Source organism: Faecalimonas umbilicata, assembly GCF_042846195.1.
In the GTDB taxonomy this organism is placed as follows: Bacteria; Bacillota; Clostridia; order Lachnospirales; family Lachnospiraceae; genus Faecalimonas; species Faecalimonas umbilicata.
The window spans coordinates 247,928-271,809 of sequence record NZ_AP031411.1; the positions used below are offsets into that span (position 1 = coordinate 247,928).

The 23,882-nt window shown below is 37.2% G+C and carries 19 protein-coding genes; 11 read left to right on the forward strand and 8 right to left on the reverse strand.

Features of this window, described 5'->3' with window-relative positions:
* Positions 1–53 precede the first annotated feature (53 nt).
* The 7 genes from ACGG81_RS01235 to ACGG81_RS01265 are packed head-to-tail and all read right to left on the reverse strand — an operon-like array spanning position 54 to position 11,748.
* Positions 54–4,037, reverse strand: a complete 3,984-nt coding sequence (locus ACGG81_RS01235; RefSeq protein ID WP_117843970.1) for a VaFE repeat-containing surface-anchored protein — start codon at positions 4,035–4,037, stop codon at positions 54–56.
* 54 nt (positions 4,038–4,091) lie between these two features.
* The gene (locus tag ACGG81_RS01240; RefSeq protein WP_117843971.1) at positions 4,092–7,274 is read right to left on the reverse strand and encodes an ATP-binding protein; all 3,183 of its coding nucleotides are present in this window, start codon (positions 7,272–7,274) and stop codon (positions 4,092–4,094) included.
* Positions 7,271–7,894 (reverse strand): DUF5038 domain-containing protein, encoded by a 624-nt coding sequence (locus ACGG81_RS01245; RefSeq protein WP_025580269.1) that lies wholly within the window; start codon positions 7,892–7,894, stop codon positions 7,271–7,273. Before ACGG81_RS01245 ends, ACGG81_RS01240 begins: the two co-directional genes overlap by 4 nt.
* Before the next feature lie 11 nt (positions 7,895–7,905).
* Positions 7,906–9,729, reverse strand: a complete 1,824-nt coding sequence (locus ACGG81_RS01250) for a lysozyme family protein (protein ID WP_025580267.1) — start codon at positions 9,727–9,729, stop codon at positions 7,906–7,908.
* A 2-nt stretch (positions 9,730–9,731) separates the two neighbouring features.
* Positions 9,732–10,655 (reverse strand): hypothetical protein, encoded by a 924-nt coding sequence (locus ACGG81_RS01255; protein WP_025580265.1) that lies wholly within the window; start codon positions 10,653–10,655, stop codon positions 9,732–9,734.
* 13 nt (positions 10,656–10,668) lie between these two features.
* Entirely contained in the window at positions 10,669–11,379 is a 711-nt protein-coding gene (locus ACGG81_RS01260; protein ID WP_004223652.1) for a conjugal transfer protein TrbL family protein, read from the reverse strand.
* Between the two features lie 24 nt (positions 11,380–11,403).
* Positions 11,404–11,748, reverse strand: a complete 345-nt coding sequence (locus ACGG81_RS01265) for a hypothetical protein (RefSeq protein ID WP_044996742.1) — start codon at positions 11,746–11,748, stop codon at positions 11,404–11,406.
* 561 nt (positions 11,749–12,309) lie between these two features.
* Here ACGG81_RS01265 and ACGG81_RS01270 point away from each other — a divergent pair.
* From ACGG81_RS01270 to ACGG81_RS01290, 5 genes are all read left to right on the forward strand, one after another.
* A complete protein-coding gene (locus tag ACGG81_RS01270; RefSeq protein ID WP_025580261.1) occupies positions 12,310–13,296 on the forward strand; it encodes a S8 family serine peptidase in 987 nt (328 codons plus the stop codon).
* A gap of 18 nt (positions 13,297–13,314) precedes the next feature.
* Positions 13,315–14,415: a radical SAM protein gene (locus ACGG81_RS01275; protein WP_117843972.1), complete on the forward strand. Its 1,101-nt coding sequence runs from the start codon at positions 13,315–13,317 to the stop codon at positions 14,413–14,415.
* A gap of 1 nt (position 14,416) precedes the next feature.
* On the forward strand, positions 14,417–15,652 hold the full coding sequence (locus ACGG81_RS01280) for a radical SAM/SPASM domain-containing protein (protein WP_025580259.1): 1,236 nt from the start codon (positions 14,417–14,419) through the stop codon (positions 15,650–15,652).
* A gap of 58 nt (positions 15,653–15,710) precedes the next feature.
* On the forward strand, positions 15,711–15,854 hold the full coding sequence (locus tag ACGG81_RS01285; RefSeq protein ID WP_173684410.1) for a hypothetical protein: 144 nt from the start codon (positions 15,711–15,713) through the stop codon (positions 15,852–15,854).
* Between the two features lie 90 nt (positions 15,855–15,944).
* The gene (locus ACGG81_RS01290) at positions 15,945–18,311 is read left to right on the forward strand and encodes an FtsX-like permease family protein (protein ID WP_161276371.1); all 2,367 of its coding nucleotides are present in this window, start codon (positions 15,945–15,947) and stop codon (positions 18,309–18,311) included.
* Positions 18,312–18,487: 176 nt separating this feature from the next.
* On the opposite strand, the gene ACGG81_RS01295 is transcribed toward ACGG81_RS01290, so the two are convergent.
* Positions 18,488–18,742: a hypothetical protein gene (locus ACGG81_RS01295; RefSeq protein WP_226824571.1), complete on the reverse strand. Its 255-nt coding sequence runs from the start codon at positions 18,740–18,742 to the stop codon at positions 18,488–18,490.
* Positions 18,743–19,059: 317 nt separating this feature from the next.
* Here ACGG81_RS01295 and ACGG81_RS01300 point away from each other — a divergent pair, with 317 nt between their 5' ends.
* From ACGG81_RS01300 to ACGG81_RS01325, 6 genes are all read left to right on the forward strand, one after another.
* Complete coding sequence (locus tag ACGG81_RS01300; RefSeq protein WP_025580962.1) at positions 19,060–19,749, forward strand: response regulator transcription factor; 690 nt, start codon at positions 19,060–19,062, stop codon at positions 19,747–19,749.
* 5 nt (positions 19,750–19,754) lie between these two features.
* Complete coding sequence (locus ACGG81_RS01305) at positions 19,755–20,672, forward strand: sensor histidine kinase KdpD (RefSeq protein ID WP_117843973.1); 918 nt, start codon at positions 19,755–19,757, stop codon at positions 20,670–20,672.
* A gap of 139 nt (positions 20,673–20,811) precedes the next feature.
* Positions 20,812–21,735 carry an ABC transporter ATP-binding protein gene (locus tag ACGG81_RS01310; protein WP_055151469.1) on the forward strand — a complete coding sequence of 308 codons (924 nt, stop codon included), beginning with the start codon at positions 20,812–20,814 and terminating at the stop codon, positions 21,733–21,735.
* Complete coding sequence (locus ACGG81_RS01315) at positions 21,728–22,537, forward strand: ABC transporter permease (RefSeq protein WP_117843974.1); 810 nt, start codon at positions 21,728–21,730, stop codon at positions 22,535–22,537. The genes ACGG81_RS01310 and ACGG81_RS01315 overlap by 8 nt, the downstream gene beginning before the upstream one ends.
* A gap of 5 nt (positions 22,538–22,542) precedes the next feature.
* Positions 22,543–23,328 carry an ABC transporter permease gene (locus ACGG81_RS01320; protein ID WP_117843975.1) on the forward strand — a complete coding sequence of 262 codons (786 nt, stop codon included), beginning with the start codon at positions 22,543–22,545 and terminating at the stop codon, positions 23,326–23,328.
* Positions 23,329–23,602: 274 nt separating this feature from the next.
* Positions 23,603–23,803, forward strand: coding sequence for a plantaricin C family lantibiotic (locus ACGG81_RS01325; protein ID WP_025580957.1), 201 nt, complete (start codon positions 23,603–23,605; stop codon positions 23,801–23,803).
* Positions 23,804–23,882: the final 79 nt, after the last annotated feature.

The following is a 23,882-nucleotide window of genomic DNA, read 5'->3' on the forward strand; positions in this document are numbered from 1 at the left end:
ACCTTTATAGCAGGCAGCCGTAAGAAGCTGCCTGTGAGCATATTTATTGATAGTTACTTATCTTTTTTTCGCTTACGGATATATAAAATACCAAATCCGGCAGCAAAGAGGAGTGCGGCACCTGCCAGTAAAAGATAAGGAAGAATGGTTGTTTCATCTCCAGTCTTGACTGGTTTGGAAGGTTCCGGTGTGTCTTTTGGAACTTCCGTAAGTTTTATCGTCTGTCCTTTATCGTCCAGATCCTCATGGGAAGCAATTTCAAGTGCTGTTTCTCCTTCAAGGGAAAAAAGTTTTTCAAAAACGACTACATCATGACCAGCCAATGTGCTTCCATCAAAAGTGAAGATGACTTCGACAGAACCATTGGAATCCTTTGGTGTAAATTCTGTTTCTGACGTGACAGGTTTTCCATCAATCAGAACTTCCTTTTGGGTTGTTTTGTCCATCAGTGTGCCGACCAGTTTGTATGGAGTATCCGGAATCAGATTTTGGTAGGATACGGTGTCAATGATGGTTACTTCTTTCGTAGCAACGGCTTCCTGATCCCCATCCGCTTTGTCCTTCGCAGTAGTTCCAATTCCTGGGAAGTAGATAGACTGTTCATGGTCTTCTATATCGGCGTGAACAGCAATCTCTTTTTCCTGATACGTTAAAGACTCAAAGACAACAATTGTTTTGCCGGACAGGATGCTGCCATCAAATGTAAAGGTAAGTTCAATACTGCCAGAGGCATCTTCAGGAGTAAAGGTCGTAGTGGCAGTAATCGGTTTACCATCTGCCTGAAGAGGCTCTTTTGTCTCTTTGTCCATCAAGGTACCGGTAAGTGCATACTCTTTTCCTGGAATTAGGTTACTATATTTAACCGTGTCAACGATGGTAATCTCTTTATCGGTTTTGGTAAAATGATCTCCGTCTGCTTTATCTTTTGCAGTAGTAGCGATTTCTGGGAAGTAGATGGTCTGCCCATTATCTTCAAGATCTGCGTGTGTTGCAAATTCTTTGCCGTCATAAGTAGCAGATTCAAAAACAACTACGGTTTTTCCGGCAAGGGAGGTCCCATCAAAAGAAAAAATCACATCTACCGTTCCAGAGGATTCTTTAGGAGTAAATGTGGTTTCGGCAGTAACCTCTTTCTTATCTATTTCGACAGGTTTTCCGGTTTCTTTATCCATAAGGGTTCCAGTCATAACATATTCTTCGCCGGGCAGAAGATTTTTGTAAGCTACCGTATCTACAAGGGTAACTTCTTTATCTGCTTGGGAAAGATTCATATCTGTTTCCTTATCTTTTGCAGTGGTCCCGATTTCTGGGAAATAGATAGTCTGATCCTGATCTGTAATGTCCGCATGAACAGCCAGTTTTAAATCCTCCTGGTACAGTTCCTCAAATACTACGATTGTTTTGCCCTTCAGAGAAGAGGCATTGAACGTAAAGGTCACTTTTGCAGAACCAGAAGATTTTTTTGGTTTGAAGGTGGTTTCTGCTGTGACAGGTTTTCCATCTATTTCAATTGGCTTTCCGGATTCCTGATCCATCAGTGTACCGATGAGCTTATAAGACTGTCCCTTCTTTAAGCCTTCGTATTCTACGGTATCAACCAGAGTGATTTTTTCTTCTGGTTTGGCAAAGTGGGAGTTGCTGTCTTTGTCAAGGGCAGTAGTTCCAATGGTAATCTGATCATCCGTTAAAGTTCCCATATCCACGACTACGTGATTTTTGTATACAGAGACCTCAATTTTTAAGAGGTTCATACCTTCATTGGAATCGCAGCGTTGTTCTTCCAAAATATAGGTATCATAAATCAGGGCTCCTTTGGCATCATCAGGTTTAGAAGCGCCAAACCAGATTCCGTCTTCAGAAGTTTCCCCACGATTGGTATTTGTAGTGTGCTTATTCCATTCTGAGGAAGTACTGGCATAGCCATTTTTGTCTGTTACAATGGTATGACTTTCTCCTGTAGTTTTGGAGGTAATGGAAAATGGGACATTTGCCAGCCGGTTTAAATCTCCGTCAGAGACCTTTACGAATTCTAAATCGCCACGGATTACCTGATTGGAAATCGCTGTTTCTTTTGCAGTTAAATCCAAAATTTTCCCATTTTCTGTGATATGAAACTCCTGAGAGAGTTTGCCCTCGTTCAAATAACCTTCCGGTGCTTTTGTCTCATCAACCCGGTAATGACCATAAGGGAGCGTATCTTTTTTGGTGGAAGCAAGCCCCTTTTCATCTGTCTTCAAAGTGAGAACTACTTGATCTTTTTCGTAAAGGGTTCCATCCACAAGAACAGGATTTGGACCAAGATTGGTGATTGTAAATTCTGCATCCTTTAAAGAAGCATTTCCCTGTGGTTTGGCTTCTCCTGTTTCCAGATCCCGTTTTTGGATTTTGACACCGCCACGGATAATCTGGTTAGAAACAGAAGTCTCTTCTGTTGTTAAATCTACGATTTCTCCATTTTGGGTGATGTCAAATTCAAGAGCCTTTGCACCATCGGTTAGGTATCCGGAAGGCGCTTTGGTTTCTTCTATCCGGTAATGTCCAAGGGGCAGGGCATCAGCGGCACTTGCAGCAATACCATGTGTATCCGATTTGATTGTAAGCACTGCCTGACCATTTTCATAGAGCTTTCCACCTACCCATACTGGCTGTTTGTTCAGAGTGGTAATGGTAAATTCGGCATCTGCAAGAGATGCGGTTCCTTGTGCTTGTGTTCCCTGAGTTTCCAGATCCCGCTTCTGAATTTTGACGCCGCCTCGGAAGACCTGTTCTTCGACAGAAGAAGCGTTATAAATAGAGATAGTTTCTTCCGTACCGGTACTGGTGATTTGCTGCACGAAAACAGATTCGTTTGGAAGATAGCCGGCAGGGGCTTTGGTTTCCTGTACGGTTACTGTACCCAGTGGGAAGCAGACGGTCTTTCCATCACTGGCATAGAAAAATTCATCCCCGGATACCAAATAATCTTTTGTAAAATGGATTTCTCCAGAGGCATCTGTTTTCAATATCCAGGTGCGAACCGGTTTCTTACCATTTGCTCCGGGATCGGTAGCTGACTGCTCTGTATAGAATTTTATTGTAAATTCGGCATTGGCGAGAGAGCCGGTTCCCTGTGCAGAATTTTGCTGTGTGTCAGCATCCAGCTTTTTAAGGAGCAGTTTTACGGGATTATTTTGAGGAATATCCTTTACTTTTACGGTAGATGTTCCTTCTGCTTTTACCGTAACATTATGGGCGGAAGTATCTATAGCAAATCCTTCTGGGGCACTGATTTCTTTGACGGTGTAACTTCCTTCAGCCAGTTCTTTGGATTTTGCATATCCTTTTTTATCGGTAACAAGAGTTTCTACCAGTTCTTCCCCTTTGTAGATTCCGTATTTGGCTCCTTCTAAAGAGTAATTGCCATTTTTATCGGAAATATCGGTATTGGCAGAGGATTTCTGCAGTTCGATAAAGCCGTTTGGAACCTGATACCAGCTTCCTGCAAAAGTTTGGGAAGCATTGCCAGGAACGATAAAAGCACGGAAGGATTCTGGTGGGGCAGGAAGCCCTTCAATGGCGTTGGCAACTTCCAATGCTTTGTCAATATAATTTTGAGGTGCGCCATGGAAGGCACCGGTGTCCCCGTTATTTCCAGCGTGGATATAGGAAACGACCAGATGACCAATGACATAAGAGTTGTCATCGGACCATCCTTGGAAATATTGATCTTTTATGAGCTTTTCGTAGCCGTATCCACCATTGACATAGTAGAGTGCTTTTCTAAGCGGGGAATCCTTTCCTAAAAGATTATAAGGATATTGTCCGGAAGCAGGTGTTTTCTTTAATGGTTCAACGCAATAAGCTGTATTATTACCATCAAAACTCATGCGGGAAGTATAATAGTCCCCGTATGGAATTTTGGCTCCTGCCTTATAATCAATGGTTCCATCTGCAGCATAAGCGGTATGGGCATTGAAAAAGAGTGTGCTAAGAAACATCGTGACACAAAGAAAAAGGGCGGTTAGCCGGATATGAGGTTGTTTTGCTGGTTTTAACATAAATCTCCTCCTTTGTTAAAAAGAAAAGCAGCCATATTCGGGCTGCAGGTAACATTAACCGACTTTTTTATCCTGGCGTTTCAAGATTTCCAGGAGTTCCTGTCGGTCTGTGGTAATTAATTCTTTTTCCAGGTTGGAAGCTTTAAATTCCACAGTGATATTATTGTTGTTTGTTGAAATCAGTCCGTTTCCACGTTGGAAATGGGTGATATTCATAACTTCGGTTTCGGAAAGACGAAGAATGGTTTTTACACGTTGTGCCTCTTCATCTTCCATGTTAAGAATAATTTTGGTTTTACAGTTATTGATAATGCCTTTTCCATATTTTCCGTCATCAAGAGCAAAAAAGTCGTTGAGGTCCTGGGTTGCAAAAATACCGGCACCAGAGTATGCCCGGATGATCTTGGCGATCTCCAAAACGAATTCAGCGGCCAGACGGTTACTGGAGGCACCGATGAGCTGCCATACTTCATCTACGAAAATGGCTTTTTCTTCGGTACGATTTTCTTTGGCTTTATCCCATACATAGTCCAGAGCAACAAACATCCCTACCGTTAAGAGATCACTGGAACCAGTCAGCTCTGAAATGTCCAAAACGGTATATTTATTGGTCAGATCTACATTGGTCTGCTGGTTAAAAGAGGAAGCAGAGCCATGGACAAGACGGTTCAGGATGTGAGCCAGTCGTTTGGTATCTTCAGTTTCCATCAAAACATCATATACATCTCCAAGAATTGGCATCGCTTTATAATGATCCGGGTGTTTGGGATCAATGAGGGATTCATTCTTATGGGTGATTCCCTTTCTTGCATAGGTTTTAATCAGTGCTTCGTCCAAAAGCTGTTTTTCCTCATGGCTCATATCTGGAATGAGCAGAGAAAAGAAAACGTGCAGACGTTGAATCTTACTGGCTAAGGCAGATGCGTCTAAAGTTGGACCGTCCAGCAGCTCATTGACAGAGTTATCTACTTTTCGGATTTCCATGACATTGATGCAGTTTTGGCTGGCAGGAGAAATCTGGATAAAGGTTCCTCCTACATTTCTGGCAGCCCGATAAAACTCATGACCTTTTAACGGTGCGATGATAAATACCTGGATTCCTTTACGCCGCATACGAAGTGCCATAGTCTGCATGGTAAAGGTTTTTCCGGATCCAGAAGTGCCAAGAATCGCAATATTGGAGTTTTTATATTGTTTGGAGTCAAAAATATCAGCAATCACTAAAGAGTTGTTATGCTTATTTACTCCAAATAGGATGCCGTTGTCATCGCAAATGCTGTAGCTGACGAAAGGATAGCAACTGGCAGCTCCGGTGGTTAAGACATTTCGTTTTGAGAGTTCATAGAGCTTCTTATCCAGGTTTACAAGAGGAAGGGAAGATAAAAATCCCTGTTCTTGCAGGAAGTAACAAGACCGCAGATCCATATCCTGTGAGATGAGAAGTTTTTTCATCTCCTGAATCCGCCATTGCAGTTCTTCCAGATCACCTGCCGTAATCGTAATCAAAAGATTCATGTAATAGAAATCTTCATTATTAGCAAGTCCCTGTTTGAGGAAATAGCCGGAACGGATGGCAGAATCCAGATCATCAAAATCCGCATTGGTATCAGAGGCATCTTTGATCTTTGAACGGTTGATCCGGATTTGCTGTCCAAGACGTTGCTGGATCTTATCTTTGGGCTGTTTATGCAGAAAAAAGTCAATGTCAATTCCTTCGCCAGCATTGATAAGCAGGGACAGCCAGCCTGGCATTACTTTTGCTTTGTAACCATCGCACGGCACCAGCAGGTAAGAATGGTAGATGCCATTTACCAGCACATAGTTACTGTGCTTAAAGTCCAAAGACTCTGGTGCAATGAATTCATTGATATGGATGTTATCCACTTCCTGCTCACGACCAGATTCCATATAGCGGGTCAGTACCTGGTTAATCCGTTTTGGCAAAGGGGTTTCGGTACATTTGGTACGGTTCAGTAAAGTGTAGAGTACATCGGTTGTAAACTCATCTTCATTGTCATGAACCAGCACATCGTTGCCGCATTGATATAGAAAGGTTTTTGCGGTCTGTGCAGCAGTTTCCAAAGCTGCCAGGATTTCCTTTTCCTCCACCTTCCGATTCACATTGAAAGGTTCGTATTCAAAGATTAGGAAAAAACGTCTGGAAACCGCTTCTCTGGAACTTAACTGCCGGACAAATTGGATATAGTCTTTTTGTAACTGCCGGCAGTTAGGATCTGATTCCCGTTCCATTTCCAAACGGGACTGTTCCAGATGTTTGTTGATATCCGCTTTTTTGGAGATCATCTTAATCTGCAGTTTCACAGGGCTGATTTTTAGGTAGGAGATGAAGCTGAAAATGATCCCCTGTTGTTCCCTAGCACTGCGTAAGAGGAAATTGATCGGTTCAATCTCCAGGATTTTTACATAACGATGGTCTGTCGTGTAGATAACACCATTGGCAATCTTATCAATAGGAAGATAATCTTCCAAGGTGATTTCTTTTCGTTTTTTCTTTTTGCTTTTCCCGGAAGCAGCAGATGACTGGTTGGAAGCTTTATTCGCAGTTCTTTCTTTTTTTCGTTCCTCCAAAAGTTGCTGCTTTATCTGTTGTTTTTCAAGTTTTGCCTGCCTTTTCGCACTTTTACGTGCAACGTTTTGTTCTTTTTTTAATTGTCGGGACTCAAATTTAAGAATCCGGATGTCTTCACGAGCCTGTTTGCGTATTCCACGTTTTGTAGAAGTATCAAACTGCCGACGTTCTTTTTTTTTAATAGCAGAGGATTCTTTTGTCTCCTCTTCGGAAGACATCTGTGAGCAGTTCTCTTCAGAAGAAGATTCTGCAGGTTGTTTTGGATGCCGTTTGCGTTTCTTGGTTTTTGGTTCTTTGTTGCGGGGCTTTTTTATCCGGTACTTTTTTTTCGGCTCCGGATGTACATCCATACGGTAAATAACCCGGCGGTTTTTCAGAAAACGCAGAGCGTTCATTAAAAACGCAGTAATGCTTTCCCCACCGATTCCAATTAGAGAAATCATAGCTGCAGGCAGAGCAGTCATACAGAGAATAATAATCCTGACAGTGAGTGTCAGAGGCAGATTGATAACAGGAATGGTGATCAGGATTGCCAGGATACCGCCTTCGATGGCATTACGGATTTTAAACATTCCGCCCATAAAGGTCCCTTTTTCTATAAAATTGCGAGGGATGAAGACAGGATGTTGTTCTTCAGTATTGTTCATGGCTGCACCTCCTTTGGTTCTTCCATGGAAGGAGTTTCCGGAACTTCTGTGACAGGGGCAGCTTTTTCCGAATTCACTGAGGTATCATCATAACCGCCTTCTTGCAACTGTTCAATTTCCTCTGTTGTGATGGAAGGAAGTTTGTCATCTGTCGGACGTTCATAGATGATTTCTTTTCCAGAATCAGGGGTACGTTCCTCACCGAAAAAGAATCTTCCAGTAGAGGAAGTGTAGTACACAGGAAGAACGGACTTATCCGGAAGCTGGAACGAAAAATTAATATCAGAAGCATTGGGATAGGTAGTATCATCAGCAAGGAAACGGATGGAAGTTAGAGACATCTGTTTTACGTTTTTAAGATAGGAGGTCAGTTCTTCCTGAAAAAGTTTCACCTGTTCCTTGGAGAAAAAGTCTTCCAAAGCTTCAAAATCCTGAAAGCTTATGGATTCGTTATTTTCTGCTTGTTCTGTCTCGGTATTTTCATTATTATCGTGTTGAGTATTTTCTGTCTCGGATTTTTTGTTTCCTTTTTGGGATTTCCAGATGGAGGGAAAGACAAATCCGATGATAATTAAAAAGGCCATCATAAAGATAGCCAGAATTGCTTTTTTTCTGTTCATAAGTGTCTCCTTTATTTTTTAGCGAAGATCCAATAGGCATTTGCGGTTGCATGCACTTCCGTCATCATATCGAATTCACGGTTGATGTAGTTTTTGGAGGAACTGTCATTGGGATCATTGACTAATACTTTACCTCCAGCCGTTACACCACGAAGGACAATAAAATGTCCGCCACTGGTAAAAAGCCCAGCTCTTTGGGAACTGATGACCGGATGACCTTCAGATAAAGCCTGAAGTACCTGGTTGGGATCACTGGTCTGTGTGACAGCCCCACACCCAAAATGATCGGACGCTGCCTGGAAATAAGACCAGTAAGTGCCGACTCCTGGTTTGTAATAGGAATTTCCGCACCAGGATATTGCATCAATAGGTGTAATGGTAGTGCCTGTAAGATAACTGGCAATCATAGCAAAGCTTGTCGGACCGCATCCGCTGCTGGCGATGGAACCCCCGCCGTATGGAATGTTTCCATAGTCTGTCTGGAGATAGTGTGGAATCTGCATACCGTTTGCGGGATAGCTGCCACCACTGGCAGTAATTTGGTAATACCGAAGGACATGATCCACATATTCTTTATCACCATACAGGTCATAAGGCCAGCTTGGTCTTGCACACATCATATCAGAGTAGGCAATCGCATTTTCCTTGGTATAACCACCGTCACGCTCCATTGCCCAGTCAATGTATGCAGAACCGTAGTTGTAACCCTGAAGAGCCAGTTTAATCCGGTCTAAGTCCGTAGGTCCGGTACAGCCGGCTTTGTCGAGGGCATATTTTAATTCCTGTACTCCACATTCAATGGAGTATTCAGGATCTGTAATCCCATTTGGCACATGGGGATAGCGGGTATTAAATCCACCTTCCGCTGCTTGCATAACATCCAGCCCTCGTCCGCCAGATTCCTGCATCATGACTGCCAGAATTAAATCCACATAATCACTCATACCATATTTCGCAGCAGCTCTTTCTACAGCAGGGCGGTAGGACAATACCTCATCGCTAAGATTGATAGCAGCTACTATGCCGGAAGAAGCAGTACCAAAGAAAGCAGTCAGGTTTTCGGCATAGTTTTTGGCAAGTTCTTTCTGCTTGTCTGTAAGATGGAATACATGGTCTGCAAAATAGGAATCTCCAGCATAAACAACGGTATAGGTGTGTTTCGTAAAAGTAACCGTCTGTGTTTGTGCCTGCCCCTGTTCTGTGCCGGCTTCTCCTTCTGCATCGCCATCAACGGTAACTTCCATGGTAACTGTCTCGGTTGCTACATCATAAGAAAAAAGTCCTTCTTTGTTTTCACGGATGAGTTTCTTTAATTGGTTTAGGTTGATGTTTTTATAGTCATCCTGGCTGGCACAAAATTGTGAAATCAGCAGATTGGCATTGACGGAGATGCTGTATGTATAGGGGTCATTGATGGATGCAGTATCACCTTGTGGAAGACGGGAAATTGCTGCATGGATCTCTGCCAGAATGTCTTCATGGCTTTCTTCTAACACTTCAACGATGGCTTCACGGGAAGCACGGATGTTTTCACTGATCATAGAGTTGCTGTTCAGTACATCGCTTTGTTCGGTCAGACTTCCAAAGATCAGACCAGGGAGCATCACAATAAATAAAACCGGAAGCAGCAGTATGGCGAGAATAACAAGGAGAATTTTAGCGAACTGATTCCGGTTGGCTATGACTGCTCCAATCGCTGCTGAAAAAGGCCCGCCAAGGGCTGCACCATATCCTGCTTTGGAGAAAGTGGCTGCTGTTTTTAAGGACTTTAGGTGAGAAATGGTACTGGAGCCTACATCCATTGCTTCGTCAAGTCCAGAGCGTTCTGTATCCATCACTAAATCCGATCCTTTCTTGGAGGAGTAGGAGGAAGCTTTTGGACAATGGATTCGTTGTAGGCTATCTTTCCATCGCCAGCATCATAAGGAATTTTGGATACCGTATTTTCAGCATACTGTTTGTACCAGGTAGCTCCGTCTACAGATTGAACAGTTTCATAGGTTCCATGGGTAGGAGCCGTATATTGATCGGCATGGTACATAGCAAATTCCCGGCTGTCTCCATTGGAACCGGACTCAACTCCTGTTATCCTGCCGCCGCCAATTTCAACATTGGTATAGGAATGATCTGTTTTATCTTCATTTTGAATTCCCATGTAGGATTGAAATGCAGAAACAGCCCCATCACCTTTGATCGAGCCAACTTGACCATAGTTTCCCTGAGCAATATTGCTGATAACGTTATTGGCAAAATCTCCGCCCTTTTCAAGGGAAGACTGATAGAGTGCATTTCCGATACTTGGTCCTTCGGTATATCCGGTGGCTGCATTTACCGCAGAACGCTCTGTCTGCCTTCCAACGGCTCCGGCTAATCCTCCGGAAAGGAAAGAACTTTGTACTGCAGCACTTCCGGGAGAGGAAGAATGGGAACTACTATGGCTTCCACCTCCATGCCCTCGAAAGGAACTTGCAAGACCTCTTCCGGCGATTAAAAGTTCAGCCATCATATTTCCACCAGTATTTCCAACATTGACTCCCAGACTTGCCATAAAGCTGTCAATCTTTTGAGAAACCTTCAAAAAAGCAATGGCACACAGAAACCAGATAAAGACATTACCGGTGACCGTTTCTTTTCCCTGTGCATCTACAGCTTGCTGCACCTCTGCTTCTGTAAGTTCAGCGGCAAAGACCGGCATGGAAGTTACAAGAATCAGACAAGAAATCAATAGCAGGCTGCAGAGCAGTGTTTTCTTATGTTTCATAATCTCCTCCTTCCTAGAGTGATAAAGGGTTTGCAAGGAATGTTCCGACCATGGAAGTAAACAGCCGCAAACACCAGGCGTTCATTAAAAGCAAAAAGAACTGTCCGCCGAGCATACGGCACCAGCTCTTAAAAACATTTCCGGTAGCCTGGGAAGCACCCGTGGAAAACGCAACAGGTGCGGTGTAGACCAGAACTCCAAGTAGTATGTAACGTTCCGCAGCTTCAAAAAGCAGCTTGATGTAATTCCAGGCAAGGATCAGTACCAGTATGAGGGCAACAATGGCAACAGCACCATTGGCACATACCCCCAGGATTACTGTGATCACAGAATTGAATTTGGCAAATTCCAGTGGTGGAAGATCTTCAGTCAGAATCCAGCTATACGGGGTTCCTGCAATATTCAATAGAAGATCCACGATGTCCTTGGCATAGAATGTCAGGAAAAGGAACATAAATGTCCGCAGTGATAATTTGATTGGATCTTCAGCATCAATCCCTGTCCCCATAAAATAATTCTTAAAAAGCTGCCAAACCCAGTTTAAAAGGATGAGTCCGATAGCCAGTGCCAGAAAAATCTGGTACATTGTTTCCGCTGCTGGAAAATAACGGAGAAAAGTATCCATGGAACATCCCAGTGCACCCAGAACAGAAGTAGTAATCAAATCCAGAATGTTCATGACCTGTTCGGCAATCCATTCTACAATTCCGTCAAGTATTCCCATGACAGAGCCACCTCCTTATCTGCATTATCCATTCCACTGCCCGCCGGCAAAGAACGGTGTAATGTAAGCCATGATAAATCCCAGACCATTGAGAATCGCCCATGTAATGATGATTCGTTTGAGCCATGCCCTGGATTCATCCACGGTTTTTCCAGATTTGGAAAAATTCATCAAGAGCAAAGCAACCGATGCAGTTACAACAGCCGCAATGGTGGAAATCAGAATAATCTGGTTATATACGTCTTTCATGATTTCTGAAGCTTTGTCCCAGATGGTAGCAGCCATAACGGGTTGTACATTACAGGCAATCAGAGTGAAAGCGAGGAAGGCAGTATAGAGATATTTTCCATAGTTCCGATGATGTTTCATGCCCGGTGGGGCTTCTTTGTGTACATGGTTTTTCAAGTAAATGAACCTCCTTCATAAAAAGAGGGCAAAGTGAGATCTTTCACTTTGCCCTGGCTTATAGTTTTCCTGCCTCATAAAAGCTTCAATCCGGTCAATACGGAGGAACGCTTATTCTATATTTAGTTGTGATACTCCTTTCCATGCACTAAAAAACGCAGCTTGTACCAGAGAAGAGGCATTCCCTGGAAAGCTACGTTTTCGCTACATATAATTTTGACAGTATCATTCTAACATGGGTAGATTTCCCTGTAAATCGCAGAAGTGTGCCAAGTTGGGACATAAAAAGGAATAGTATGCGCCAACGAGGAAAGAAAAAAGACAATGTAGACAAAAAATATTACTAAAAAAAAGAATAAGGGTATATTGAAAATGTCTTAGATAGTTGAACATAAAAAATAAGCATATAGATTGATACTGGGATATAGCTTCGGGGATTAGGATTTATGTTTATGTGAATATGAATTTTAAAAAAGAGAATGAACGTATGGAATAAGATCTAAAATGAAAGGGGGAATGAGTATAATGAGGATTGGTGTGATTGATTCAGATGCCATATTTCAACACCCGTTTTTTTATGGCAAAAAGATAGAAATAAAAAGAATGAATCCAGGATATTGCATTAAAAATAAAAATTTCCCATTTTCTCATGCGGAATATGTATGTGCATGTATTTTGTTGGAAAATCCTACGTCTGAGATATTACTTTATAATATAATAGGTGGCAATGCTGGGAATGAGGGAGAACTACTTTACAGAAGTTTGGAAGCATTAATTGAAAAAAATGTAGATATTATTAATATTAGTTTAGGAGTAGAGATTCCATTCTCAAAAGAGCTGTATGATTTATGTAAAAAAAGTCCAGTGCCAATAGTGGCAGCACATGCAAATAATAACCAAACTGCATATCCTGCATCGTATGATAATGTTATTGGTATTAGGCGTGAGTTTGACGGAAATGTTATTCTCAAAAGGAGTGGAAATCAGAATTTATTATTGAATAATAAGACTTATGTTTCGTTTAAACAGTTAGATCAAGAACATTTGATGCAAGGCAATAGTTGGTATACAGCGAAACTTACGGGAATAATAAGTTGTTTTAGAGAAAACAAAAATCTGGGGATTGAAGATATAGTTGATTTAATAATGTCTTCTAGTCTGAACCAGATAAGTAGCGTTAAACAGAATAATTCTGAAAATGCAATTTTGGTAACTAATAGGAGTGATAACCAGAGGCAAAAAGAATTTATCAAACAATGTTTTTCTAAAGTTCATATTATAGACATAAATAATTTAGAAGCACAAAAAATAGTTGGTTATTACGATAAGTTGTTTATAGATATTGATAAATATAGCGATTTTATGTCAGCTAAAAAGGATTTGCTAAATTTTGTATATGATATCCGTGATGCTTATAAGCACTGTTATATTCGATATCCTTTTTTGGGGTATTATGATAGATACAGGTTTTTGACTGAGAAAGGAATTTTAATAGAACAGCTATATTTTTAGTAGATGATAGGAGAGTAAATGTATTCATTAACATTAGAAATTACTAAAAGATGTAATTTGAATTGTTCATATTGCTACGTGGAAAATAAAGAAAAAGTGAATATGAAATGGAAAACAGCACAATTGGCAATAGATATAGCTATGCGTGAGGCCATCAAGCAGAAAGATAAAACTTTAAGTGTGTATTTTATTGGTGGAGAACCTTTGCTTGCTTTCGGGCTTTTGAAAGAGATTATTTTTTATATAGAAAAGAAAAACGAACAAATTGGATTAAATATTTTTTATAGTACCACTACAAATGGAACTGTATTTACAACAGAGATTATAGAATTTATGATTGAAAAAAGAGTACGATTCAAAATTAGCATAGATGGTTTAGAGGATGTTCATAATGAAAACAGGAAATTTGTGAATGGTGTTGGAAGTTATAGTGAAGTTAAAGAAAAACTTGTATACAAAGAAGAATTTGAGAAAATGACAGGAATTGCTGTACATGCAGCACAACTTATTAATACTAATACGTATACTAAATTTTCAGCTTCATTTAGGCATTTACATGAATTGGGATTTCGATATATAGAAACGGAGATAAATGCCTATCAGAAATGGAATAAGGAAGATAAAATTTGTTTGTTTCAGCAAATTGATGAGGCATTTGAGTATTACATTTCTTCTAGAAATAGAGGACAACTATGGGTATGGAAATTTTATAATGATATGTTAGAAGGCTTTGTAGCAGATTATTTGCCTTTTTTCCCTTGTAAAGCAGGATTGGTTTCGTTATTTGTAACAGTGAAAGGAGAGTTATATCCTTGTATAGAAACTGGGAAAAAATATATGATAGGAAGTGTAGACAAGGGGTTAGATGCAGAGTATATAAGAAAAATTATTAAAATAGAGAAAACGCAAAATACGAGATGTTTACAGTGTAAAGAGTATAAAGAAAATAAATGTAGAATTTGCAGTTGTTTATTTGGAAATTACGAAAATACAGGAAATTGTTATATACCTTCTGAAATTAACTGTGAACTTACTCGACATGTAAACAATATATTTCGAGAAAAATATAGTGAAGAACAAGTAGCAATGCTTCGAAAGCATTATAGGAGAGAGTTGTAGTATGGGATATAAATATAGGGTGGTGGAAATTGGAGAATATGTTCTAATTATCCAAAGAGAAAAAAATATTTGTTTTAAAATGAAGAAAAAAGAATTTGAAGAAGAGGGTGACATAAAGATTCGGGAAATTATAGATGGAATTTCAAAAATGCGAAAGAAATATGATGTGACATTTCCTGAGAATAAAAAACAGATGAATACAATTTATCTATTTGTTACGGATTATTGCAATCTGAACTGTGAATTTTGTGCTATGCGTTCTAATAATAAGGATATCAAAAAAGAGAAATTGTCTCAACTTGAAGTAAAAGAACATGTAATTGATAAAATTAGGAAGGCTAACCCTAGAAAGTTAATAGTCAGTGGTGGGGAACCGTTTGTCCTAGAGGACATACTAGATATTCTTAAAGAGTTGAAGGAAAATATTAATACAAAAATAATTGTTCAGACAAATGCGACTCTATTAACAGAAAAGACTATTAAAAGCCTTAATGGAATTATTAATTCCATAGAAATTAGTACAGCCCATTATAAAAATACTGAGCAATTAAAAGAAAAGATTGCTTTATTGAATAAATACAAAATAGATGTAGTGTTAACATTTACATATCAGAATGAAAAGGAAAAGATGTTGCTTCGAGAAATCATAGATATGGCTGCATATTACGATGCTGATTTTTTGTTGCATTTTGTAGATTATGCAGGGAGTGCAGCAGATAGAGGTTATCCATTATTAAATTATCAAGAAAGGTTAAAGGTATACTGCTATTTTGCTAAATATATCATAGAAAAGGGCTATACGAATAAACGTTTTGCCGGAAATCTTTTTCATGCGGTAGAATTGAGCCATCCATGTTCAGCATTTGGAAAAATGGCTGCTTTTTTCCCTGATGGAAATATATATTTGTGTCATTCTCTGGTTAAAGAAAAATATCGAATAGGCAGTATAGAACAAGAGACGGATATAGAGCAATCGATCGAAAAAATATTGTCTAATGACAATGTGGAAAAGTTATTTTATATGCCTAATGAAAAATGTAAGACTTGCAAATTTAATTGTGTTTGTGGAGGAATGTGTCCAGCACTTATAGAAGAAGGAGTAGATTCTGACTGCACATTAAGAAAAATTATGTTTATATATAGCATGTTTATATTTGATAAAAATGAAAATATAGCAATAAATTTGGAAAGATTTATAAAATTTTGTGAAGAGGAAGAGTATCAGCAATTTTTGTGATATGTATATAATTAGTGAAAACTATTTATATAAATTTTTAATGAAAGGAGGAGTCAAAATGCTGGAACATAAAGAGAATAAGGAATTAACAGAGGCAGAAGTTAATGCGTATGATCTCGTCATTATTTGCTACGGTAAACTGAGAAAAGATTGCTTAACTGATTGCTTAGACGGTACTTATTGGTTATCACCAGAGCAGTAAGATGTGCTAGGAAAAACCCATTTTCAAAATCAGAATTTGGTTTTGAAAATGGGATTTTTCGTAAATTTATATAGAATTGAGGTAGGAAAAATGAAAGGCAATAATGAAAAAAAGGTAATAGGGCATTTAGCAAGACAGGATTTGAATAGTGTGAGGTTAAAGAAGTTTTGTGGCATTTTAACGATAATATTGTCAACAGCATTAATTATAGTGGTAACACTTTATTTTGTACAAACACAACGTTTTTCAATTCAAGATGCTGAAGGTCGGTATCAAGCGACATTTATGGATGTTAATTCTAAGGTTGTCAATAAAATGAAAGCCATGAAGAATGTTGAAATGGGAGAAACTAGAACACTGGGGACATTAAACCAGGGGACTTATAAAATTACTATAAGAACAATGACAGAGTCGTTACTAAAGTTAGGAAGATATCCCGAATTAAAGGGGAAATTACCTGAAATGGAAAAAGAAGTTGTAGTAACTGATTCATATTTAGAAGAGGTTCAATCAAAGGCCAAAATAGGTGATTCTATAGAGATAGATTTAGGAGATGGAAAAGAAAGCTATGTTATTGCAGGAATTTTACCTATGCAGAGTACTGCAGATACACATTCGATATATGTATCTGATAAATTGATTGAAAGAAAAATGCCAGGGGCTTTATATAGCATATATTTTAAAATTAACGATACTCAAGGCTGGAACGAAGCCGGAATAAAGAGTGAAATTGATAAAATAGCACAACAATTAGATGTACCAAAGGATAGCATTGTTTATTCATCTTATTATTTTTCTCTTATTAGTCAGAAAAGTATTCAATATATAAGTGTTATTTTGGGCGTGAGTTTAGTCATTGCAATTATATCAAGTATAGTTATTTATAGTATATTTTTTGTTTCTGTTTTGGAGAGAATTGGAAAATATGGACAGATGAGAACATTGGGTATGACTAAAAAGCAAATCAGAAAAATAATAAAAATAGAAGGGAATGTTTTAACTCTAAAAGGTTGTTTTTGGGGATGTGTTTTTGGGGGTATTATAGCTTACTTTATTCAACCAAAAGGATGGTATTTAGTGAATACTATTTTAATATCAGGTATGGCGAGTGCGTTTGTTTATTTTGTTGTAATGTTATCTCTTTATAAACCAGCAAAAATAGCATCTGCAGCCTCTCCAATAGAAGCATTACGATATTTTGCAGATACAGAGGTAAATATAAATAGGAAACATTCATATAAAAAAATTACATTGTGGAGATTAGCATTGTTAAGTGTGCAGCGTAATAAGAAAAAAACGTTTTTAACAATACTTTCTTTAGGAATTTGTGGAATAGTTCTTATGGCTAGCTCTTCCTACTTAAATTCTATTGATCCATATAATATGGCAAAAAAATCAATGCCAAATGGTGAAATAAAAATTGAACTTGGAACATACGGACCACAGTCTTATACGAGTAAACAATATTTTGATTTACAAAAAAATAATATTTTAAATCAAGAGTTGCTAAAAAAATTAGAGGATATGCAAGCTGTCGAATCAATTAAACAGTATAAAGGAACAGTTTGTGACATAACATTACCGAATGGCGATACAGATATTTTTGTTGTGGACGGAATACAATCGGGGGATATTACTAATTTAAAGAAATTTTTAGTAGATGGTGAAATAGATTTTAAGAAAATGCAACAGAAAAATGGAATTGTAGTTTCGGAAGCAAGTGAGTGGGAAACTTTATGGGATTGGGAAGTTAAAATTGGTGATACAATTAATATTTTAGATAGCGAGGGTGTACCAGTAAAATATGAGGTTGTAGGAATTGTAGAAAATGGTGCTGATTATGGCGGCTACAATATGGTGTATATGCCTTTATCTAATATGGAAGAATTAAGAAAAGATGTATTAAATTTAACTTATCAATTGAGTATAAAAACAACAAGTGATACAAATGTTTCAAAAACAGAAGATATGATTAGAAAGATGTTTCAAAATGAAATGCCTATCCAATTTACTACCATAGATGATGTTGCTGCTTCATATAAACAAAGGATAGATGCATATAGAAAGCCAGTTTATGGTTTAGTTATATTTGTAGGAATTTTTGGTATTGTTAATTTGCTAAATATGCTGTTTTCAAATATGGCAACACGTAAACGAGAATATGGAATGCTACAATGTGTAGGTCTAACTGATAAACAATTATCATCTATAGTAGTAAAAGAGGGAATCTTATATTCCGTTGGTTCGATTTCAATTTCTTTGATTTTTGGAACTATTTTTGGGATTATACTGTGTAATGTATTTAGTTCCTTTAGTGTTTTTGGAAAAGTGATATATCACTTCCCATTTAAAGAAATGACGGTATATTTTTCAATACTTATTATTGTTCAAATGATATTTGCCTATATAATTATTAATTTTTACAAGAGAGAGAGTCTGATAGATAGAATAAAATAGAGTATATCTACTAATAAAAGAATTTTATAAATTAATATATGGGCATTGTATTTGTTCTTTTGCTTCATAAACTGCAATATATTTTTGGTTTGAAAATTGAGTATGAGGGTGAGAAAAGATAACAGAAAAGGTAGGAAAGCGTTCAGTTGATTTCCTACCTTTCACATTATGGACTGTTAAATACTCTGTTTAATAATACGAGTGATAATCCCCACTGCAACATTCCGTTCTTCATCAATATGTGTCACAACAAAGGACACCTTATCTTTCTTCCCAACGGTGCGGCTGTCGTAGCAACTGTGAGCAATGGCGTTGACGCCCAATTCTAACCGGACAAAAACAGTTCCTTTGTGGATGTCTTCCACCGTTCCGGCATATTTTCCCTGTACCCGACAACTTTTCAGATTTTCTTTGCTGGTGTTGCCTTCCACGATTTTTACATCTGCATGGATGGAGAGCGTTTCTGGGGAATCTCCCGGGATAGTTAAGATTCGGACCAGAATATGTTCCCCTACCTGGAATCGTTGTCAGATTATTCTAGTATGGGTGAATTTTTTTTAATTGTAGAGGTTTGTCAAGTTGAGATGAAGAAATAAAAATTTGATATATAAAGAGTTAGCCAAAATGGTTCGATATATGAATTACAAGAATATTGTAAGATACAAACGGTTAATATAGTGATAAAATAATTACCAATATAATTGTTGCAATCAATTTGAAGAGATATACATATTACTGGAGGCTTGAGATGAGAAAAGATATTATAATTATTGATGATGATAGGGATTTATGTACACTCTTGCAAGAGAGTCTTTTGCAAGAAAATATTTGTGCAGATATTTCATGCAACGGTTTTGATGGGATAAAATCAGTAAAAGATAAGGAATATCAATTAGTTGTATTGGATGTGATGATGCCAGGAATCAGTGGTTTTGAAGTTTTAGAAAGAATACGAGACATGAGTAATGTACCAATACTAATGCTTACAGCGAAAGATGACAGCACCTCAAAAGTAAAAGGGTTGCGGGCGGGAGCTGATGATTATTTGACAAAACCTTTTGAAATGGAAGAGTTTTTTGCAAGAGTATTATCTCTAATAAGACGTTACACACGTTTAAATAATATGGCTAGTAAAGCAATTTTGAAATATGGCGATTTAAGAATTGACTTAGAAAGTGGCATAGTAGAATTGTCTGGTGAAGAGCTTAAATTATCTGCAAAAGAATATGATGTACTTATATATCTTGCAAAAAATCAAGGAAAAATTCTCACGAAGAAACAAATATACGAAAATGTTTGGAACGAAGAGTATGTATATGATGATGATAACATAATGGCAGTTATTAGCAGATTGAGAAAGAAAATAGAGCGAACAGCAGAAAATTCGTATATTCAGACTGTAAGAGGTCTTGGATATAGATTCAATAAGGAGTTATGAGATAAATGAAATTATTTTATGTGGTGCTAGTCATACTTTTATTTTATAATTTGGGATTGACACTTTATGTGTTTAAAATTAATAGAAGACTAAAAGAGTTCAATCAAATACTTTTAGAAATAGAGAAAGGTCAAAGCAAACAAAAGTTTCTATTGAAAAAAAATAATAGGATAGATCAAGTTGGATTTAGAGTAAATTCTATATTGTATAAATATGAAAAAAGGATCGAAGAGAGTAACATAGAGTTGGAAGCAAATAAGCAACTCATGACAAGTTTATCACATGATGTCAGAACACCCATGACAACCTTAATAGGGTATTTGGACGCTCTAGATTTAAAACTGGTAAGTTCAGATAAAGAGGAACAATATCTAAGACTAGCGAAAGAAAAGGCGTATGACTTAAAAAAATATATCGAAGTGTTATTCGAGTGGTTTAGGATTAATTCAGATGAGGAACAGTTGGAAATAAAAGCAGTTGACATTACTGAAGAAACCAGAAGGATTTTTTTGGATTGGATCCCTATAATAGAAGAACATCGAATAGGATATAATATAGAAATTCCTGAGAAAGCTATAATTGTTGAGATTGATGAGGATTGTTATATGAGGGCTATAAATAATATTGTGCAGAATATTTTTACTCATAGCAAAGCAGCAAACATATCAATAACAGCATCAGAGGGGAATGGTAAATTTAGACTCGAGATAGGTGATGATGGGATAGGGATAGCAAAGGAAGATTTGAATTATATTTTTGAAAGATTATACCGGTGTAATAAAGGAAGATCCGGAAAAGGGAATGGACTGGGATTAAATATTTCAAAATTATTGCTAGAGAAAATGGGTGGGACAATTAGTGCATTTAGTGAACCGGGTAAAGGAACAGTATTTTGTATTGAATTTTCAGTTATACAAAGGTAACAAAAAAGATGATACGTTCGAGTATCATCTTTTTCGTATTAAATAAATTACAAGGTTCTTGTCAGGTTTCTGTCAGGTTCCTGTCAGAAAAATATATTATACTGTAAAACATAGAAGATTCTGAAAGGAGAAAAACCAAATGTCACAATACATTATACAAACACGTGATTTAACTAAAACATATGGAGAACAGAAAAGTGTTTCCAATCTAAATATGCATGTAAGAAAGGGAAAGATATATGGACTTTTAGGGAGAAATGGAGCTGGAAAAACCACAACTATGAAAATGCTGCTAAACCTCATAGAACCGACATCAGGTTCCATACGTATTTTTAATAGAGATATAAGGCTTGAAGAGAAAAAAATATTACCTCGAATAGGATCACTGATTGAAAGTCCTGGATTTTACCCTAATTTGACAGGTACGGAAAATCTTAGAATTTTTGCGAAATTGAGAGGAATCCCAAGAACTGATGCTATCGAACAGGCATTAAAACTTGTTAATTTACCATATAAAGATAAAAAGTTATATTCGCAGTATTCATTAGGAATGAAACAGCGATTAGCTATAGCATTAGCGGTAATGCATGATCCAGAAATATTAATTTTGGATGAACCAATTAATGGCTTAGATCCGATAGGAATCGCAGAAATAAGAACATTTATAGAAGATTTATCTAAAAATAGAGGGAAAACTATATTGATCTCTAGCCATATACTTTCAGAAATTGCTGTTTTAGCAGACGATATTGGTATCATTGATAAAGGCGTACTCATTGAAGAGGGAAGTATGAAGGAATTAGAAGAAAAAAATGGAAAATATATACACTTCAAGGTTTCTGATAATGCCCAAGCAGCAAGAATACTGTCAGTGTATTATAAAGAATCAAATTTTAAGGTATCAGGAAACCAAGATATAAATGTGTATAATCTCAGTATATCAATACCAGATATAGTTCGTTCCTTTGTTCAAGAAGGAGTAGACGTGATGGACGCTCATTTGTGTGAAGATACTTTAGAGGACTATTTTAAAAAAGTGACAGGAGGGGAAGGAATTGCTTGATTTAGTCAGATGTGAGTTTACAAAATTGAAAAGAAGGAAAATCACGCTCATGCTGATTGTATTATCATGTTTTTTCCCCTTAATTGTGGTTATGACAACTAAGAACGGGATGTCTGGTGATCTGAGCACACATTATTTGAAAATGAGGTTTGATTTATCCTTTACTATGACACAGGGCTATGGTCTTGTATTCCTTGCACCTTGTTTAATAGGAATGCTTGCGACAATCTTGTTCTTTATGGAACGAGATAATGATACATTTAAAAATATTAGAACAGTGCCCGTGACAATTACCAAAATGATCCTTGCAAAGATCTGTGTACTTTTTATATATGGTACTCTTTTTAGCCTGGCGAGTGTATCATTTACAATATTCTTTTCATGGATATTGAAGGTTGGTATTATATATGATTTAGCATACAAGCTAGGATTTAGTATTATATTTGGGCTTGTGATAACGATAGCGTCACTTCCTATTGTGGTTATAATAGTATATTTTAATAAATCCTATTTAGTGTCTACATTGTTGGCATTTTTTTATTCGATTCTAAATTGGGGAATTATCGGTTTATTTGAAACAATGGCAGTGAAAGGTACCGCAAAATTTCTAAATCTATTTCCAGTTATATGTGCGATGGACTGGACAAGCGGTAAACTGGTAGATCATGTAATAAAAGATAATTTGTCAAAAGAAGCATATATTATGTTTCCGTCAGATATTTATGCATTTTTGGTATTAGGAGTAACATTGTTCTTATCTTTAATGCTTATGATTAGATTTTATAAAAAATGGACGAGGTAATTTAAATGGGAAATATTATATCAACAGAGTTATTAAAAATTAAAAGATATTCAGTTGTAAAAGCTGGATTAGTTATGATGTCGCTATCTGTGTTAATGAGTTGCTTTTATTCAATTGCAAGCACAAATAAAGTATGGGATTTTCAGTATTTTATACAGCAGGTAATTATTAGTAATTGTACATTATTTTTCCCGATTATTATTACATTAGTCGCTGTGTACATTATTTCCAGGGAAACAACAGATGATACATTAAAATCTATTTTAACAGTACCTATTTCATATAAAAAGTTACTTATTGCTAAATTTTGGCTGCTTTTATTTTTAACTATAGTTTTTAGTATTTTTAACGCTCTTTTGTCAATATGTTTTAATGCTTTTTTAGGATTTTCTGGAATGAATATTCATATGATGCTGATGTCAGCCGCTCAGATTATTGTATCTGACATATTGGTGTATATATCAGTACTTCCCATTATTATTGTTTGTGCTTTTGCAGAAGGAAAATCATTGCTGGGAGTTGCCGTTGCATTCATCTACGGATATTTTGCAACAATGGAAGGAAGTATGCTTAATTGGTTTCCAATCAAGGCTGCAATGATACTTGTTGATCCTAAATGCGGAAGCGAATATGGAATAACATATAAAATTCCTCCTGCGGCGATGTCTATAATTGGGGTTTTGGTGGTTTCCATACTATTGTTTCAAATGCTAAACAGAACCAAAAAGAATGTTTATATGAAATCAAAAAGAAAAGTAAAGGTAAAACAAACAAGACGGAAAGGGTGGTAAAAAATGGTGGATTGAATGTAAAGAAATGTTGTCCGTAATCATAAACAATTTTAATATATGTTTGTAAGGAAGGAGAAGAGAAAATACATACTGCTAGTCAAGTGAACTTAACAGAACCTTTTAAGGAAATGAGAAATGAAAAAATAAATATCTTAGGATGAACCTGAAGGGTTCTGTATTCCTGCAGTATTTTGTGAAAAATTAAATCGTATAGATATAGACATTTTGAATTTACATATGGTATCTATGCAAGAAGCAGTTAGGAGCGTGCCTTATGAAGAAAAATTATAGAAATCCAATGACAAGACCAGAAAATTTCATGAATCCGGCAGGAAATGTAATGAAGGAAATTAAAGAGGCGGATTTAAACAATTTTTCCGCAGGTGCTGGTGAACCAAGAGTTTCCGATGGGTCTCAGTTCTGTACATCAACAAAAGAATGTAACTGGGGAACAATTATGTTTGTTTGCTGTTAGTTTATGAGAGTGGTATGAAACCACAGGTATGATGACTACTGAATGAATAGGTTTGGCTTCTATGCATAGATATCATATG

Excerpts from the sequence above, each read along its gene's own strand:
- ACGG81_RS01300 (WP_025580962.1), top strand. The coding sequence starts at position 19,060 with ATGAGAAAAGATATTATAATTATTGATGATGATAGGGATTTATGTACA.
- ACGG81_RS01265 (WP_044996742.1), bottom strand. The coding sequence starts at position 11,748 with ATGAAACATCATCGGAACTATGGAAAATATCTCTATACTGCCTTCCTC.
- ACGG81_RS01270 (WP_025580261.1), top strand. The coding sequence starts at position 12,310 with ATGAGGATTGGTGTGATTGATTCAGATGCCATATTTCAACACCCGTTT.
- ACGG81_RS01325 (WP_025580957.1), top strand. The coding sequence starts at position 23,603 with ATGAAGAAAAATTATAGAAATCCAATGACAAGACCAGAAAATTTCATG.
- ACGG81_RS01320 (WP_117843975.1), top strand. The coding sequence starts at position 22,543 with ATGGGAAATATTATATCAACAGAGTTATTAAAAATTAAAAGATATTCA.
- ACGG81_RS01260 (WP_004223652.1), bottom strand. The coding sequence starts at position 11,379 with ATGGGAATACTTGACGGAATTGTAGAATGGATTGCCGAACAGGTCATG.
- ACGG81_RS01240 (WP_117843971.1), bottom strand. The coding sequence starts at position 7,274 with ATGAACAATACTGAAGAACAACATCCTGTCTTCATCCCTCGCAATTTT.
- ACGG81_RS01255 (WP_025580265.1), bottom strand. The coding sequence starts at position 10,655 with ATGAAACATAAGAAAACACTGCTCTGCAGCCTGCTATTGATTTCTTGT.
- ACGG81_RS01285 (WP_173684410.1), top strand. The coding sequence starts at position 15,711 with ATGCTGGAACATAAAGAGAATAAGGAATTAACAGAGGCAGAAGTTAAT.
- ACGG81_RS01290 (WP_161276371.1), top strand. The coding sequence starts at position 15,945 with ATGAAAGGCAATAATGAAAAAAAGGTAATAGGGCATTTAGCAAGACAG.
- ACGG81_RS01245 (WP_025580269.1), bottom strand. The coding sequence starts at position 7,894 with ATGAACAGAAAAAAAGCAATTCTGGCTATCTTTATGATGGCCTTTTTA.
- ACGG81_RS01310 (WP_055151469.1), top strand. The coding sequence starts at position 20,812 with ATGTCACAATACATTATACAAACACGTGATTTAACTAAAACATATGGA.
- ACGG81_RS01280 (WP_025580259.1), top strand. The coding sequence starts at position 14,417 with ATGGGATATAAATATAGGGTGGTGGAAATTGGAGAATATGTTCTAATT.
- ACGG81_RS01275 (WP_117843972.1), top strand. The coding sequence starts at position 13,315 with ATGTATTCATTAACATTAGAAATTACTAAAAGATGTAATTTGAATTGT.
- ACGG81_RS01235 (WP_117843970.1), bottom strand. The coding sequence starts at position 4,037 with ATGTTAAAACCAGCAAAACAACCTCATATCCGGCTAACCGCCCTTTTT.
- ACGG81_RS01250 (WP_025580267.1), bottom strand. The coding sequence starts at position 9,729 with ATGGATACAGAACGCTCTGGACTTGACGAAGCAATGGATGTAGGCTCC.
- ACGG81_RS01305 (WP_117843973.1), top strand. The coding sequence starts at position 19,755 with ATGAAATTATTTTATGTGGTGCTAGTCATACTTTTATTTTATAATTTG.